Annotated in this window: 17 protein-coding genes; 4 read left to right on the top strand and 13 right to left on the bottom strand. The window is 73.4% G+C overall.

Going from position 1 to position 14,881, the window contains the following annotated elements; genetic code table 11:
• The first annotated feature begins 25 nt into the window (after nucleotides 1-25).
• Nucleotides 26-562, top strand: coding sequence for an Lrp/AsnC family transcriptional regulator (locus QWJ41_RS03190; protein WP_302705727.1), 537 nt, complete (start codon nucleotides 26-28; stop codon nucleotides 560-562).
• Between the two features lie 12 nt (nucleotides 563-574).
• Here the strand turns inward: QWJ41_RS03190 and QWJ41_RS03185 are convergent, their stop codons facing one another.
• The 4 genes from QWJ41_RS03185 to QWJ41_RS03170 all read right to left on the bottom strand — a co-directional run bounded on the left by QWJ41_RS03185 (nucleotide 575) and on the right by QWJ41_RS03170 (nucleotide 3,971).
• On the bottom strand, nucleotides 575-1,225 hold the full coding sequence (locus QWJ41_RS03185; RefSeq protein ID WP_302705726.1) for an IclR family transcriptional regulator: 651 nt from the start codon (nucleotides 1,223-1,225) through the stop codon (nucleotides 575-577).
• 31 nt (nucleotides 1,226-1,256) lie between these two features.
• Nucleotides 1,257-2,945 carry a DEAD/DEAH box helicase gene (locus tag QWJ41_RS03180; protein WP_439117303.1) on the bottom strand — a complete coding sequence of 563 codons (1,689 nt, stop codon included), beginning with the start codon at nucleotides 2,943-2,945 and terminating at the stop codon, nucleotides 1,257-1,259.
• Between the two features lie 134 nt (nucleotides 2,946-3,079).
• On the bottom strand, nucleotides 3,080-3,367 hold the full coding sequence (locus QWJ41_RS03175) for a DUF3039 domain-containing protein (protein WP_302705725.1): 288 nt from the start codon (nucleotides 3,365-3,367) through the stop codon (nucleotides 3,080-3,082).
• 28 nt (nucleotides 3,368-3,395) lie between these two features.
• Nucleotides 3,396-3,971 (bottom strand): YqgE/AlgH family protein, encoded by a 576-nt coding sequence (locus QWJ41_RS03170; protein WP_302705724.1) that lies wholly within the window; start codon nucleotides 3,969-3,971, stop codon nucleotides 3,396-3,398.
• Nucleotides 3,972-4,118: 147 nt separating this feature from the next.
• Here QWJ41_RS03170 and QWJ41_RS03165 point away from each other — a divergent pair, with 147 nt between their 5' ends.
• Nucleotides 4,119-5,381: an HNH endonuclease signature motif containing protein gene (locus QWJ41_RS03165; protein WP_302705723.1), complete on the top strand. Its 1,263-nt coding sequence runs from the start codon at nucleotides 4,119-4,121 to the stop codon at nucleotides 5,379-5,381.
• Nucleotides 5,382-5,691: 310 nt separating this feature from the next.
• Here the strand turns inward: QWJ41_RS03165 and QWJ41_RS03160 are convergent, their stop codons facing one another.
• Entirely contained in the window at nucleotides 5,692-6,216 is a 525-nt protein-coding gene (locus tag QWJ41_RS03160; RefSeq protein ID WP_302705722.1) for a hypothetical protein, read from the bottom strand.
• Between the two features lie 168 nt (nucleotides 6,217-6,384).
• Between QWJ41_RS03160 and QWJ41_RS03155 the strand changes: the two genes are divergently transcribed.
• A complete protein-coding gene (locus QWJ41_RS03155; RefSeq protein ID WP_302705721.1) occupies nucleotides 6,385-7,074 on the top strand; it encodes a TetR/AcrR family transcriptional regulator in 690 nt (229 codons plus the stop codon).
• A gap of 37 nt (nucleotides 7,075-7,111) precedes the next feature.
• Here the strand turns inward: QWJ41_RS03155 and QWJ41_RS03150 are convergent, their stop codons facing one another.
• The 8 genes from QWJ41_RS03150 to QWJ41_RS03115 all read right to left on the bottom strand — a co-directional run bounded on the left by QWJ41_RS03150 (nucleotide 7,112) and on the right by QWJ41_RS03115 (nucleotide 13,632).
• Nucleotides 7,112-8,179: a DUF3048 domain-containing protein gene (locus tag QWJ41_RS03150; RefSeq protein ID WP_302705720.1), complete on the bottom strand. Its 1,068-nt coding sequence runs from the start codon at nucleotides 8,177-8,179 to the stop codon at nucleotides 7,112-7,114.
• A gap of 63 nt (nucleotides 8,180-8,242) precedes the next feature.
• Complete coding sequence (locus QWJ41_RS03145; protein WP_193669152.1) at nucleotides 8,243-9,010, bottom strand: SDR family NAD(P)-dependent oxidoreductase; 768 nt, start codon at nucleotides 9,008-9,010, stop codon at nucleotides 8,243-8,245.
• An 89-nt stretch (nucleotides 9,011-9,099) separates the two neighbouring features.
• Nucleotides 9,100-9,510: an HIT family protein gene (locus QWJ41_RS03140; RefSeq protein ID WP_302705719.1), complete on the bottom strand. Its 411-nt coding sequence runs from the start codon at nucleotides 9,508-9,510 to the stop codon at nucleotides 9,100-9,102.
• A 51-nt stretch (nucleotides 9,511-9,561) separates the two neighbouring features.
• Nucleotides 9,562-10,164, bottom strand: coding sequence for a M15 family metallopeptidase (locus tag QWJ41_RS03135; protein ID WP_302705718.1), 603 nt, complete (start codon nucleotides 10,162-10,164; stop codon nucleotides 9,562-9,564).
• A complete protein-coding gene (locus tag QWJ41_RS03130; protein ID WP_302705717.1) occupies nucleotides 10,121-11,053 on the bottom strand; it encodes a hypothetical protein in 933 nt (310 codons plus the stop codon). Before QWJ41_RS03130 ends, QWJ41_RS03135 begins: the two co-directional genes overlap by 44 nt.
• A gap of 45 nt (nucleotides 11,054-11,098) precedes the next feature.
• A complete protein-coding gene (locus QWJ41_RS03125) occupies nucleotides 11,099-11,809 on the bottom strand; it encodes a potassium channel family protein (RefSeq protein WP_302705716.1) in 711 nt (236 codons plus the stop codon).
• Nucleotides 11,802-13,151, bottom strand: coding sequence for a TrkH family potassium uptake protein (locus tag QWJ41_RS03120; protein ID WP_302705715.1), 1,350 nt, complete (start codon nucleotides 13,149-13,151; stop codon nucleotides 11,802-11,804). Before QWJ41_RS03120 ends, QWJ41_RS03125 begins: the two co-directional genes overlap by 8 nt.
• A gap of 64 nt (nucleotides 13,152-13,215) precedes the next feature.
• Nucleotides 13,216-13,632, bottom strand: coding sequence for a hypothetical protein (locus QWJ41_RS03115; protein ID WP_302705714.1), 417 nt, complete (start codon nucleotides 13,630-13,632; stop codon nucleotides 13,216-13,218).
• 253 nt (nucleotides 13,633-13,885) lie between these two features.
• Here QWJ41_RS03115 and QWJ41_RS03110 point away from each other — a divergent pair, with 253 nt between their 5' ends.
• Nucleotides 13,886-14,878: a hypothetical protein gene (locus QWJ41_RS03110; RefSeq protein WP_302705713.1), complete on the top strand. Its 993-nt coding sequence runs from the start codon at nucleotides 13,886-13,888 to the stop codon at nucleotides 14,876-14,878.
• Nucleotides 14,879-14,881 lie beyond the last annotated feature (3 nt).

The raw sequence follows: 14,881 nt of genomic DNA, 5'->3' as shown, positions 1-14,881 counted from the left end.
AGGTTGCACAGTCAGGAGGCGCCTCGTGGACGAGCTGGACGTCAGGTTGATCGACCTCTTCAGCAGCGAGCCACGCATCGGCGTGCTCGAGGCCTCGCGCCGGCTCGGCGTGGCCCGCGGCACCGTGCAGGCGCGGCTCGACAAGCTGGTCGAGCGCGGGGTGGTCACCGGGTGGGGCCCGGACCTCTCCCCCGCCGCGCTGGGCTACCCGGTCACCGCGTTCCTGACCCTGGAGATCCGCCAGGACGTCGGCACCTCGGGCGCCGGGGAGTCGTCGGGTGCCAGCGGGCACGACCTGGTCGGCGAGCACCTCTCCCAGATCGCCGAGGTGCTGGAGGTGCACACCATCACCGGCGCCGGCGACCTGTTCGCGCGGGTGGTGGCCTGCTCCAACGCCGACCTGCAGCGCGTCATCGACCGCGTGCTGGCGCACCCCGCGATCACCCGGTCCTCGACCGTCATCGCGCTGGCCACCCAGGTCGGCTACCGCACCCTGCCGCTGGCCCGGGCCGCGACGACGACCGCGACTTCGACTGGGACTGCGACGGCAAGGGGGCGCTGAGCGGCCCCGGCCTCAGCCCTCGCGGCCCGAGAGCAGCGCCGCGACCTCGTCGGCGGCGGCGATGACCGCCTGGCTGACCGTGCGCTCGTCGAGGACGCCGAGCGTGACGATGCCGACGCTGGCCTCGAGCCCGTCGACGTCGCGCACGGGCGCGGCCAGGCCGCGGGCGCCGGTCTGCAGCTCGCCCTCCGTCACCGAGTACGCCGCACCCGCACGCCCCCGGCGCGCCAGCAGCACGGCCCGGCCCGCGGCGCCCTGGGCCAGGGGGTGCCGGGTGCCGACGCGGTAGCCGACGTGGAAGTCGGTCCACGACGGCTCGACCACGGCGACGGCGAGCGCCTCGGCGCCCTCGGCGACGGTCAGGTGCGCGGTGCAGCCCACGGTCTCGGCGAGGCGGCGCAGCACCGGCCCGGCCAGGTCGCGCAGCACCGGCTGCACGGCCGAGGCCAGGTGCAGCACGCCGAGGCCGACGTGCAGGCGGCCGCGGGCGTCGCGGCGTACGAGCCTGTGCTGCTCGAGGGTGGCCACGAGCCGGTACACCACGGTGCGGTTGACGCCCAGCTTGGTGGCGAGCTCGGTGACGGTCAGCCCGCCGGCCGAGCCGGCGAGCGTCTCGAGGACCAGCAGCCCGCGGTCGAGGGTCTGGGAGGTCTCGGCCGGCACAGCTGGAGTCTAGGGCGTGCGGCCGGCCGGCTCAGCCCGACTTGCGGGCCGCCCACTCGCGCACCCGGTCGATGCGCGCGCGCAGCTGCTCGGCGTTGGCGATGGCCGCGGCCGGTCCGCCGCACTCCTTGCGCAGCGCGGCGTGGGTGATGCCGTGGGCCTGGCCGGTGCGGTGGAACCACGCGGCGACCAGGCCGTTGAGCTCGCGGCGCAGCACCGCCAGCTGCTCGTGGGTGGAGACCTGCTCCACGCTGGGGGCCGCGGTCGCGGCCGCGGGGGTCACGGGCTTCTGCTTGCGCGCCCGGTCGGACTGGCGCTGGCGCAGCAGGTCGCGCATCTGGCCGGGCTCGAGCAGCCCGGGGATGCCCAGGAAGTCCATCTCCTCCTCGGAGCCGACCTGCACCTCCCCCTCGTGGCCGAAGGTGGCGCCGTCGTAGAGCACGTGGTCGAAGCGCGCCTCGGAGCCGATCGCCTCGAACGACAGCGACTGCTCCTCCGAGGAGGCCGACTCGCTCGCGTTGGCCTGGGCCAGCAGGTCGTCCTCGGCGGCGAAGATGTCGTCCTCGTCGGTGACCTTGCGGCCCAGCACGTGGTCGCGCTCGACCTCCATCTCGGAGGCGAAGGAGAGCAGGCGCGGCACCGAGGGCAGGAAGATCGAGGCGATCTCGCCGCGGGTCCGGGCCCGCACGAAGCGCCCGACCGCCTGGGCGAAGAACAGCGGGGTCGAGGTGGTGGTGGCCCACACGCCGACGGCCAGGCGGGGCACGTCGACGCCCTCGGAGACCATCCGGACCGCGACCATCCAGCGGGAGTCGTCGGCGGCGAAGGCGCTGATCTTCTTCGAGGCCGCCTTCTCGTCGGAGAGCACTACGGTGGCGGCCTCGCCGGTGATCTTGCGCAGCGTCTTGGCGTAGGAGCGGGCGCTGTCCTGGTCGGTGGCGATCACCAGTCCGCCGGCGTCGGGCACGTGGCGGCGTACCTCGGAGAGCCGCTTGTCGGCCGCGGCGAGCACCGAGGGGATCCAGGAGCCCTCCGGGTCGAGGGCGGTGCGCAGCGCCTGGTTGGTCAGGTCCTTGGTCAGCGGCTCGCCCAGGCGCGCGGCGACCTCGTCGCCGGCACGGGTGCGCCAGTTCATCTCGCCCGAGTAGGCCAGGAAGAGCACGGGGCGGACCACGTGGTCGGCCAGCGCGTGGGAGTAGCCGTAGGTGAAGTCGGCCGCCGAGCGCGGGATGCCGTCGGGGCCGGGGGCGTAGCTGACGAACGGGATGGGGTTGACGTCGGAGCGGAACGGCGTGCCGGTCAGGGCCAGGCGCCGCGCGGCCGGCTCGAACGCCTCGCGGACCCCCTCGCCCCAGGAGAGCGCGTCACCGGCGTGGTGCACCTCGTCGAGGATGACCAGGGTCTTGAACCGCTCGGTGCGGATCCGCATCGCCAGCGGGTTGACCGCCACGCCGGCGTAGGTGACCGCGATGCCGACGTAGTCCTGCGAGGTGCGGCCCTTGCCGGCGGCGTACGTCGGGTCGATGGGGATGCCGGCGCGCTCGGCGGCCTGCGCCCACTGGGTCTTGAGGTGCTCGGTCGGCGCCACGACCGTGACCCGGTCGATGAGCCGGCGTCCCAGCAGCTCGGCGGCCACCGAGAGCGCGAAGGTGGTCTTGCCGGCGCCGGGCGTGGCCACGGCGAGGAAGTCGCGGGGCTGCTCGGAGAAGTACTTCTCCATCGCCGCCTGCTGCCAGGCGCGCAGCGAGGGGGCCGTGCCCCACGCGGCGCGCTCGGGCCAGGCCGGGGGCAGCGCGGGCGTCAGCGAGGGGCCGGACCCGTCGTCGAGGGGGAGGTCCGGCTGGTGGGAGCCCGTCACGCGTCGGAACCGCCAGAGCCGCCGGAGCCGCCGTCGTTGAAGGAGTCCCACACTTCCTTGCAGTCGGGGCAGACCGGGAACTTCTCCGGGGAGCGGCTGGGCACCCAGACCTTGCCGCACAGGGCGATGACGGGCGTGCCCATCACCATCGCCTCGGTCAGCTTGTCCTTGTCGACGTAGTGCGAGAAGCGCTCGTGGTCGCCCTCGTCGGTCGGGACCGTGCGACGGTCCTGCCGGAGGTCCTCCTCGACGGCGGTGCCGGTCCCGAATCCGAAGCTGCTCACGAGAGACCACCCTACGCGAGAAGGCCGTTCAGTTCAGGTCGGGATCGGCCGGGCGGGTGGAGTGCCAGGCCAGCTCGCCGGGCTGGCGGCGCATCACCTCGCGGCGCAGCTCGGTGGTCTCCTCGCGGAACACGTCGTCGTCGTGGGCGGGCACGACGTACCAGCTGCCCTCGGCGATCTCGTCGTCGAGCTGGCCGGCGCCCCAGCCGGCGTAGCCCGCGAAGATCCGCAGCGCGTCGAGGTGGCCGGCGAGCAGCTCGACCGGGGTGTCGAGGTCGACCAGGCCCAGGGTCGGGGTCAGCGGTCGGTAGCCGGGCGCTGGGGCCGGCTCGACGCCCGGCGCGGCGCCGGCCAGGTGGGCCACCGCCAGCGCGCCCTCGGTGCTGACCGGGCCGCCCTGGAAGAGCACGTCGGGCTCGGCGACCACCGGGCTCCAGTCGGCCAGCACCTCCGCCACCGGCACGGGCGTCGGTCGGTTCAGCACCACCCCGAGCGCACCCTCGTCGTCGGCGTCGAGCAGCAGGATCACGGTGTCGGCGAAGTTGGGGTCCAGCAGCGCGGGACTGGCCACCAGCAGCATCCCGGCGCGCGCCTCGTTCGACATGGCCCCATCATGGCCGAGCAGTCACTTCCGCACCATCGAGCAGTCACTTTTGCACCCTCTTGAGTATCTCGAAAAAGTTTTCGATCTGCCTGTGGAAAACGGCTTCTGACCTGGTGCTTTGTCGGTGGGCCCTGAGATACTTCACTCATGGCCACCACCGCGGCGCACCCCATCGGCGGTGCTGTCGCGCGTGTGCACTCGGCGCTCGACGACGTGGCAGAGGTGCCGGTCTGGTCGATGAGCCAGGAGGCCACTGCGCAGACGTTGGTCGAGATCGCGCGGGCCGAGGCGCGGCTGGTGGAGGTGCGCTCGCAGCTGTTGTCGCATGCCGAGACAGTGGCGGTGGCGGAGACGAATGCGTCGCCGTCGGTTGCGGTGTGGCACTCCAACGCGACGAGGTCGACGAAGCGGGAGTCGTTCCGCCAGGTACGCCTGGCTGCGGGTCTAAGTCGGTACGACGTGGTGCGGGAGGCGCTCGGTCGTGGCGAGATGGTCGCGGAGCAGGCGTCGGTGATCTGCACCGCGCTGGACGAGCTGCCCGACGACCTCGACCCGTCGGTGCTGGAGCAGGCGACCAAGGCGCTCGTCGCCTTCGCGGAGGTCCACGACGCCAAGGGCCTGCGGGTGCTGGGCCGCCGGATCCTCGAGGTGGTCGCGCCCCAGGTGGCCGAGGCGTGGGAGGCCGAACAGCTCGACCGCGAGGAGCGCGAGGCGGAGAAGTCCGCGGTGTTCCGGATGCGCGAGGACGGCCACGGCCGGATCAAGGGATCCTTCACCGTGCCGCTACTCGTCGGGCAGATGCTGGAGCGAGCCCTGCTCGCCTTCGCCGCCCCCAAGCACCAGATCGCCACCCGCGAGGCTCAGGAGGAGCAGAGCGAGGCGCCGGTGCCGGCGCGCCGCCCGACCGCGCAGCGACTCGGTGCCGCGTTCGTGGAGCTCGTCGAACGCCTCGACCCCCACGAGCTGCCCAAGGCCGGTGGCGTCAACGCGACCGTCGTGGTGACCATGACCCTCGACTCCCTGAAAGACGGCCTGGCGGCCGCCACGCTCGACACCGGCGACCGGATCAGCGCCGCGACCGCACGCCGCCTCGCGTGCGAGGCCGGCGTCGTCCCCGTCGTGCTGGGCGGTGGCAGCCAGCCGCTCGACGTGGGGCGGGCGAGGCGGTACTTCACCCCGGCCCAGCGGGTCGCGATGGGCATCCGGGACGGTGGCTGCACCGCCCGCGGCTGCGACGCCCCGCCGGCGATGTGCCACGCCTACCACGACGACCCCTGGTCCTGCCACGGCCACACCGACCTCGCCCGGGGACGCTTGTTGTGTCCCTACCACCACCGGCGGATTCACGATCCTGAGTACGAGGCGGATGTCGGCGGAGACAACCAGGTCAGTTTCCACCGGCGGACGTAGGAGAGGTCTGCCCACCCGCGCCGTTGGTTGAGCAGCAAGGGCCGAAGGCTCGAGCGACGCCGAAACCCGGCGACCCCATGGCGTACGGCGAGTGGTCGCGGCGGGCGGTCACCTCGCGGGGTCTCGGCATCGCTCGTCGCTGGCGCTCCTCACTGCTCGACCAACGGTGCCCGCTGGCGCTCCTCCCTGCTCGACCAACGGGGCGCGGGGAAGGGGACAGCCCCCGGCAGCGCGTCAGGGAGGGAGGGAGACGCGCGGGCGGGGGCTGTCGGACGGCCCGGTGGGAGGTCCGGGCCGGATCAGGGGCGACTCAGGCGGCGAGCGCCGCGCGGAGCCGGTGCAGCAGCGTAGGACGCTCGGGCTGCAGGTCCACCGACTGGGGGTGCCACCCGGCGCGGGCGGCGGTCTCGAGGCGGGCACCGACCCGGGCGGCGCCGGCGTCGCTGGCGCTGGCGCGGCCGGCCATCACGGCCAGGAAGGCCCGCTCCTTGGCCTCCGCGCGGGTCATCGCGGCGGCCATCTCCTCGTCGAGGGGGTGCTCGCGGTGCTGGTCGACGATGGCCCGCACGCCGGGCAGCTCGTCGGCGGTGGCCCGCCACGCGGCGACCACGGCCCGCTCGAGGTCCATCGGGTCCTCGACCAGCTCGCGCTCGATGCGGCCGGCGAGGCGGGTGTGCCAGCGCAGCTGCAGCGCGCCGAGCAGGTCGAGCTCGGAGCCGAAGGCATCGGCGACGCCCTCGAGGTCCATCGGCAGGCGGCCGTCGCGTCGGAGATCGGCGCTGGCGATCACGCGACGGAGGGTCTCCCCGCGGTGGCGATACGAGTTCCAGGTCATGGGTGTCTCCTGTGTCGGTCAAGGTTCACACACCTTGAGTACATACCGAGAGTACGGAGACGTACCGTCGGTATGCAATGGATGGAGGGGTGGCCCGGCCGTGATCCTGACCACCGCAGCGGCCAGTCGACGTGACGGTCGGCACAGGCGGGTCCCTAAGGTGGACCCATGCCGAAGTCCTCCGTCCACAAGCTGGTGCCGAAGGTGCCGGGCGTGCCCGGGGTGGGCGGCACCCGCCGCCAGCAGTACTCCGCCTCGACCAAGCGCGCCCTCGTGGACGTCGCCGAGGAGCTCTTCACCGAGCACGGCTACGCCGGCACCTCCCTCGATGCCATCGTCGGTGGCGCCGAGGTCACCAAGGGCGCGCTCTACCACCACTTCTCCGGCAAGCAGGCGCTCTTCGAGGCCGTCTTCGAGCGGGTCGAGGCCGAGGCCTCGCGCGCCATCCAGAAGTCGTTGAAGGAGAACCGCGACCCGTGGACCAAGGCCCGGGCGGGCCTCGAAGCCTTCCTCGTCGTCGTCCAGGACCCGACGTACCGGCGCATCGTGATCCAGGAGGGGCCCTCGGTGCTGGGCTACGAGCGCTTCCGCGAGCAGGAGGAGCGCTCCACCTTCGCCAACGTGCTCGACATCGTGCGCGCGGTGCTGCACGCCGGCCCCTGGGACCTCGACGAGGAGATGCAGCAGACCTTCGCCCGGATCTTCTTCGGCGCGATGTCGTCGGCCGGCGAGGCCGTGGCCGGCTCCGACGACGCGATCGCCGCGGCGGCCCGGGTCGAGACCGCGATCGGCTTCATCATCAGCGGCTTCCAGGCCCTCGCCGACGCCGGCGTCGAGCTGCCCGAGCAGCCGAGCTGACCCCGGCTGACCCGGGCTGATCCGGGTCGGGCCGGGCTCAGCGCGAGAAGCTGACCGACCCGCTCACCGCGGGCACCAGCTCGACCCAGGTCCGTCCGGCGGGGACCGTGAGCCTCTTGCCGCCCACCTTCAGCGCCAGCGGCGCCTCGAGCGTGGCCTTCGACCACTGCCCGCGCACCATCCGGCCGTCGTGGAAGAGCAGTGCCTCGCCCTTGCCCTCGAGCTTGGTCTCGGGCACCGGGTTGCCGGCCGGGTCGCGGTAGCCGGCGTCGCCGACCTGCACCCGCAGCACCAGCACCGTGTCGGCCGGGAACCGGTCGTCGGCGGCGGCGAAGGAGTTGGTGTTGGTCCAGCCCTTCGGGCCGTGGCTCCAGGTCGTGGTCTGGCTGCCGAAGTCGGCGGAGAGCGACGTGGCCGGCTTGCCCTTCGGCAGGTCCTTCGCCTCGCCCCACGGCAGGTAGTCGTCGGGGCGCTCCTCGGCACCCTCGACCAGGGTGGTGGTGGCCTCGAGGTCGGTGAAGAGGTTGTACGGCGCCGAGCGGGCGTTGTCGCGGAAGAAGCCCTTGGAGCCCTCGGAGAAGAAGGTGATCCCGGCGCCCCGCACCCGCTGCAGGGTGACCGGGGCGGCGCCGCTGGTCACCACCGCGGCGTCGGCCGGGGCGACGATGCCGATGTCGCTGGCGCGCATCGAGCGCACCGGCCCGACGGTGCCGGGGATGTCGGAGTAGTAGAAGGCCGCGAGCCGGGTGACCCCGCCCTCGACGAGCTCCTCGACGACCAGGTCGGCGGCGCCGAGCCCGCGCTGCGGGGCGCTCGAGGGGGTGTTGTCCATCTTGACCACCATCACGGGGTGGTCCCGGGCGGCCGACTGCGAGCCGGTGACCAGCAGGCCGGTCAGCGGCCAGGTGGCGTCGAGCGTCGCGCCCTTGCTCACCTTCTGGCCCTCGGGGCCCTCGGCGGCCGGGTCGTCGCCCCCGCCCCCGTCGTCGGAGGAGCAGGCCGCCAGGGCCAGGCTCGCCACCAGGGCGAGCGCACCGACCCGGAGGGGACGGTTGCGCCGCGGGTTCGGGCGCGGCCGGGTGGGGCTGGTGCGTGCAGGGCGCACGGTGGCTCCGATCAGGGGACGACGGGGGGTGGGGCGACGCGGGGGGATGGAGCGGGGCGCGGCTCAGCCGAGCTTGGCGCCGCCGTCGACGTACAGGGTCTGGCCGGTGATGTAGGACGCCTCGTCGCTGGCCAGGAACGCCACGGCTGCGGCGATGTCCTCGGGGAAGCCGACCCGCTTGACCGGGTTGGCCTCGGCCGAGAGGGCGCGGAACTCGTCGACGTCCATCTTGAGCCGGGCCGCGGTGGCGTCGGTCATCTCGGTGGCGATGAAGCCCGGGGCGACGGCGTTGGCGTTGATGCCGAAGGGGCCCAGCTCGATGCCCAGGGTGCGGGTGAAGCCCTGGATGCCCATCTTGGCCGCGGAGTAGTTGGCCTGGCCGCGGTTGCCCAGCGCCGAGACGCTGGAGATGTTCACGATCTTGCCGTACTTCTGCTCCACGAAGTGCTTCTGGGCGGCCTTCGTCATCAGGAACGCGCCCTTGAGGTGCACGCCCATCACGAGGTCCCAGTCGTCCTCGGTCATCTTGAACAGCAGGTTGTCGCGGGTGATGCCGGCGTTGTTGACCACCACGTGGATGCCGCCGAGCTCCTCGACGACGCGGGTGACCGCGGCCTCGACCGACTCGCCGTTGCTGACGTCGGCGCCGATGCCGGCGGCCTTGGCGCCGTCGACCAGGGGCAGGCGGCCCGCGGCCTCGGAGGCGGCGGCCTCGTCGAGGTCGACGATGGCGACCGAGGCACCCTCCTCGGCGAAACGGGTGGCGGTGCCGAAGCCGATGCCCCGCGCTCCCCCGGTGACCACGACGACGCGTCCGTCGAAACGACCCATCTGCTACCCAACTCCTTCGAAAGTCTGCGGCGCGCGCAGGGCGCGCTCGCGCGATGCGGTCACCGCGCCGTCTGCACGATAGCCGCGACTCATCCCAGCGCCGCGCGCAGCCTCGCGGCGTACGCCGCCCGCTCGCCGTCGGCGTACTTCTGGCGCGGCCAGAAGAACCCGCGCAGCCCGTCGCCCTTGGTGCGCGGCACCACGTGCAGGTGCAGGTGGGGCACCGACTGGCTGACGGTGTTGTTGATCGCGACGAAGCTGCCCTGCGCGCCGAGCTCGTCGACGACGGCCGTGGCGATGCGCTGGGCGGCGGCCAGGAACGGGTCGCGCAGCGGCGCCGGCAGGTCGGGCAGGGTGACGACGTGCTCGCGGGGCACCAGCAGCACGTGGCCCTTGAAGACCGGTCGCTGGTCGAGGAAGCCGACCAGATCCTCGGTCTCGAGGACCAGGTCGGCCGCCAGGTCGCCGGCCACGATGCGGCAGAAGACGCAGTCGCTCATGGGCCGCAGGCTAGCCCCGGCCACCACCCCGACCAGCCCGGCCACCCCGGTTCAGTGGCACACCACGTGGTCGCACGCCGGCGGCAGGTCGGGCCGGTCACCGCGACCGGCGGTGCGGCCGCCGGCGGGGCGGGCGTCGAAGTGGTGGGCGTCGGCGGTGCCGTAGGTCCAGCGCACCCCGTGGCCGCGCATCAGTGACACCACGGCGTGCGAGCCCGAGCGCCAGGCGACCTTCGGGTGGCTGCGACCGACCCACCAGCCCGTCGGCAGCCAGCCGCCGGAGGTCCGGTAGGGGTTCTCCCACGGGTTCACGTCGAGCGAGCGGCCCCACGAGTGCGGCGAGCGCACGCCGGGGCGGCCCACCACCTGGCGGCAGTTGAACGCCGAGGTGTTGCCGGCGGCCATCGAGGCGTGGTCGTCGGCACCCTTGAGCCGCTTCGACCAGCCGAACCGGTCGACGCGGTACATCGACCGGATCGGCAGCTCACGGGCGTACATGTCGGCGAGCGCCCGGCTCATCCGGCCCACGGCGTCGGCGTGCGCGACCAGCTCGCCGCGGTGCCGGTAGCCGTCGTAGCCCCAGTAGTTGATGCGCAGCAGCCGCAGCGAGTCACGGCCCACGGGGCAGCCGGCGTGCCAGCTGCGGCCGGTCATCTGCTTCCAGACGCCGTCCGGGATGCGTGAGACCTTCGCGTGCGGCCCCTCCCCCACGGCCCGGGGCTGCGCGGGCAGCGACCGGCGCGGACCCGGGGCCGCCGCCGGGAGCGCCACCGGCGTGCCCGGCGGCAGGTTGTCGAGGCGGTGCACGGTTGGTGCCGCTGCTCAGCCAGGGCCGCTGCAGCACGCGGGCCCGGTAGCGGGTGTCCTCGCGAGGGGCGACCCTGGTGGCGGCGCGGCCGCGCTCGTCGAGGCGCAGCCGCTCCTGGTCGACCCAGCGGCGCCCGGCCCGGCGCTCCAGCCGCACCGGCCCCTCGACGGGCTCGCCCGCCCCGGTGGTGACCCGCAGGCGCAGCCGCACCGACTGCTCGTCGACCACGCTGCTCGGCCCGCGCAGGCGCACGTCGGCGTTGCGGCGGCGCAGCGGCAGGCGCACCATCCCGGTGCCCGAGGCCGCATGCGCCTCGTCGCCGTCGTACGACGCCCGCACCCGGTTGTCCTTGGGCGCGCGGGCGGCCTCGACCTCGGCGGTCGCGGTGCCGGTCTCGTCGGTCGGCCCGGCCGGCACCTCGCTCCACACGCCGTCGCGGCGCCGCTCGAGACGCAGCACCGCGCCGGGGACCGGTGCACCGGCCTCGTCGGTGAGCACCAGGCGCACCGGCACCTGGCTGCCGGCGTACCGGGCGGGCGCGTCGGCCGAGAGCACCGTGGTGCGCGGCTCCGCCCCTGGGCCCGGCCCGGGGTCGGGTCCGGGGTCGGGATCGACACCCGCGTGGCCGGTCGCCGGCACGGCGAGGGCCAGGCCCAGGGCGAGCACCAGCGCCGGCAGCAGCCGGCGCGGGCGGGGGCGGACGGGTCGGGGGGATCGTGCGGCTCCGAGATGCACCCGCACAGTGTGCCCAGGGGCGCGGCCCGAGCCCGTGCGCCACGCTCAGCACATGTCGCTGAAGCGCTCCACGTCCTGGCGGGCACCGGAGACGACGATCACGTCGCCGGCCACCAGCACCGTCTCGGGGGTCGCGTAGGTGAACGCGGCGCCGGGGCTCTTGACCCCGACGACGGTCACGCCCCAGCGGCGACGGACGTCGGACTCGGCCAGCGAGGTGCCGTGCATGGCTGCCGGCGGTGTCGTCTTGACCATGGCATAGCCGTCGTCGATCTCGATGTAGTCGAGCATCCGTCCCCGGACGAGGTGGGCGACCCGCTTGCCCATGTCGTGCTCGGGGCGCACGACGTGGTGCACGCCGATCTGGGTCAGGATGCGGGCGTGGGCCTGGCTGATCGCCTTCGCCCACACCATCGGCACGCCGAGGTTGAGCGCCACCGAGGCCGAGAGGATGCTGGCCTCGAGGTCGTTGCCCACCCCGACGACGGCTCGCTCGAAGTCGCCCACCGAGAGCTGGCGCATGGCCTCCTCGTTGGTGGTGTCGGCGGTGACGACGTGGGTCAGCCGGCCGCTGAGCGACTGGACGATGCGCGGGTCGGCGTCGACGCCCAGCACCTCGGTGCCCTCGGCGACCAGCTCGAGGGCCAGGCTCTTGCCGAAGCGGCCCAGCCCGAGCACGACGACGCCGCCGTCGGCGGCGCCGTGACGGTGACGGCGGGGTCGGTGCTCCTCGGCGCGGTGCTTGTTCCTAGCCAATGATCGGCCTCTCCTCGGGGTGGCTGTAGGCACGCCGCCGCTCGCGCAGCGCGAGCGCGGAGACCAGCGTGACCGGGCCCAGGCGGCCCACGAACATGAGCAGGGTCAGGACCAGGTGCCCGTCGCGGCCGACGTCGGCGGTGATGCCGGTCGAGAGCCCCACCGTGGCGAAGGCCGAGACGGCCTCGAAGAGCACCTGGTGGGTGGGCAGGCGGGTCATCTCGACCAGGGCGATGGTCGCGGCGGAGACCACCCCGACCGACAGCAGCGCCACCGTCAGCGCCTGACGGGTGGCCCGGTCGTCGATGCGGCGTCCGAACGCCTCGACGTCCTGCTCGCCGCGCACCTCGGCCCAGATCACGAACCACAGCAGCACGAAGGTGGTCACCTTGATGCCGCCGGCGGTGCCGGCCGAGCCGCCTCCGATGAACATCAGCACCACGGTGCCGAGCAGGGTGCCCTCGTACATCTGGCCGTAGTCGAGAGAGTTGAAGCCGGCCGTGCGCGGCATCACGGCCTGGAAGAACCCGGCCAGCACTCTGCCGGCACCGGAGTCGAGCGCGCCCAGCGTGGCCGGGTTGCGCCACTCGTTGGCGGTGACGAAGGCGGTACCGGCCACCAGCAGCACCACCGTCGCCGAGACGGTGATCTTGGTGTGCAGGCTCCAGCGCCGCGGTCGGCGCAGCTGGCGCCGCAGCTCGAGCACGACCGGGAACCCCAGACCGCCGAGGATCACGGCGGCGGCGATCGGCAGGCAGATCCACGGGTCGGTGACGTAGCGGGTCAGGCTGTCCGACCACAGCGCGAAGCCGGCGTTGTTGAAGGCGGAGACCGAGTGGAAGACACCGAGGTACGCCGCCCGCCCGGGCGAGTAGTCGTAGGCCCACCAGAACCGCAGCGCCAGCGGCACCGCAACGGCGGCCTCGACCAGCAGGCTGACGCGCGCGACGCCCAGCACCACGCTGCGCACGTCGCCCAGGCCCAGCGCCTTGGTCTCGGTCATCGCCGTGATCCGGCTGCGCAGACCCATCCGGCGCCATACCAGCAGTCCGAGCAACGAGGCCAGGGTCATGATGCCGAAGCCACCGACCTGGATCAGCGCCAGCACCACCACCTGGCCGAAGCCCGACCAGTAGGTGCCGGTGTCCACGACGGCCAGACCGGTGACGCACACGGCCGAGGTGGCGGTGAAGAGCGCCGTGACGAGGTCGGCCCCGGCGGTGTCGGTGCGCGAGACCGGCAGGAGGAGCAGCAGGGTGCCCACAGCGACGGCACCCGCGAAGCCCAGGACGACCAGCTGGGCGGGGTGCCGAAGGAACCGACGTGGTCGGGCATCGTGCACCGCCGCAGCGTAGGGCACGACCGCTCCCGCGCAGCGCGGGCACCCGCACCTGACCGCGAGCCGGCTACCAGCCGAGCGTCTCCAGGCGGTGCCGGCGGCCGAAGCCCCGCAGGTCGTCGGTGGTGTAGTCGCGCTGCTCGGCGCGGACCTCGGCGGCGGTGGCCTTGAACCGGCTGAAGGGCAGGAAACCCGCCATCACGGCACGCGCCTGGGTGACCAGCAGGTCGCGGTGGCGCGACTCGTGCAGCTGGCCGTGCCACTGCTCGCCCTGCCAGCGGAAGGAGAAGATCCAGTAGAACAACGAGCCGCCCGACCCCGGGAAGTGCAGGTGGGTCTGGTCGACGCGCAGCTCGGGACTGATCAGCAGGTTCTCGCGCTCGGTGGTGACCTCGTCGGCGAAGACGAGGTGGCTCAGGTCGGCGGTGAACTCGTGCGACGACCACGTGCCCCCGCTGGGGTCGGTGGCGGTGGTGCTGCTCATTCGGCTCCTCGTCCTCTTCGCGCGGGGACACCCCGTACGGGTGGCGGGGTGGGCGCGGCGCTGTCGCCGTCGCCGCGGCTCCCCCCGGCGCCACGACGACAACACCATCAGTTGTAGGCCCTGACCTGCGATTTCCACCACCCCCGGTTAAGTCCCGAACGAATCCGAACAACCCGGACGCACGCTCGTACAGTGGGGAGCCGGACGGTCGTGCGCATGGGCGCCGCCGCAGCCCACCAGGGAGGACCAGGTCGTGACCGACACGCCGACCCAGTCACCCAGCGGGAGCGAGTGGGACCTCCTCGCGCTCCACCTCCAGCAGCTGCGGCTCGAGGCCGGTGAGCCGTCGTACGGCGAGATCGCGCGCCGCGTAGCACTCCGGCGCCTGGAGGCGGGCCTCGGCGAGCACGAGGCCCGGGTCGCCCGGACCACCGTCTACGACGTGTTCCGCACCGGCCGGGCGCGGGTCAACCTCGAGCTGGTCCGCGAGATCGTGGGCGTGCTCGGCGGCCACGACGCCGACGTCGACCAGTGGGTCGCGCAGTGCCGCCACCCGGTCGACGTCCTTCCCCCGGCGCCCGCGGCCCAGCCCACCCCGGCCGCCCAGCCTGCCCCTGCGTCCACCTCCGAGGCGACCTCGTCGCCGGCCGCCCCTCCGGGGCTGCGGCTGGCGATGGCGCTCGCCGGGCTGTGCGTCGTGGTCAACCTCGTGGGCCGCGTCGTCGTCGACGTCCTGCAGCTCCCGATTTTCCTCGACATGATCGGCACCGCGGTCGCCGCGATCGCGCTCGGCCCCTGGTACGGCGTCGGCGTCGGCCTGAGCAGCAACCTGGCGGGCACCGCGATCAGCGGCCCCGACTCCATCCCCTTCGCCCTGGTCAACATGGCCGGCGCGCTGGTGTGGGGCTACGGCGTGCGGCGCTTCGCGATGGGCCGCACGCTGCTGCGCTTCATGGGCCTCAACGTGCTGGTCGCCGTGGCCTGCACGCTGGTGGCGATCCCGGTGCTGGTGCTGCTCTACGGCGGCGGGGTCGGGCACAGCCAGGACTTCGTCACCGCCACGTTCGTGGAGATGACCGGCCTGCTCGAGGTGGCGGTCGGGCTGTCCAACATGGTCGTCTCGCTGGGCGACAAGATCATCAGCGGCTTCGTGGCCCTGGTCGCCTGCTCCACGCTGCCGCTCGCGCTGCGCCGACGGACGCCGCTGGTGCTGGTCTCCCCACAGCTCGGCGGCTCCGACGCCTGAGCC

The organism is Nocardioides cremeus, assembly GCF_030518195.1.
Classification (GTDB): domain Bacteria; phylum Actinomycetota; class Actinomycetes; order Propionibacteriales; family Nocardioidaceae; genus Nocardioides; species Nocardioides cremeus.
The sequence above is the reverse complement of the archived record's forward strand: the minus strand, read 5'-3'. Positions and strand labels throughout refer to the sequence as shown.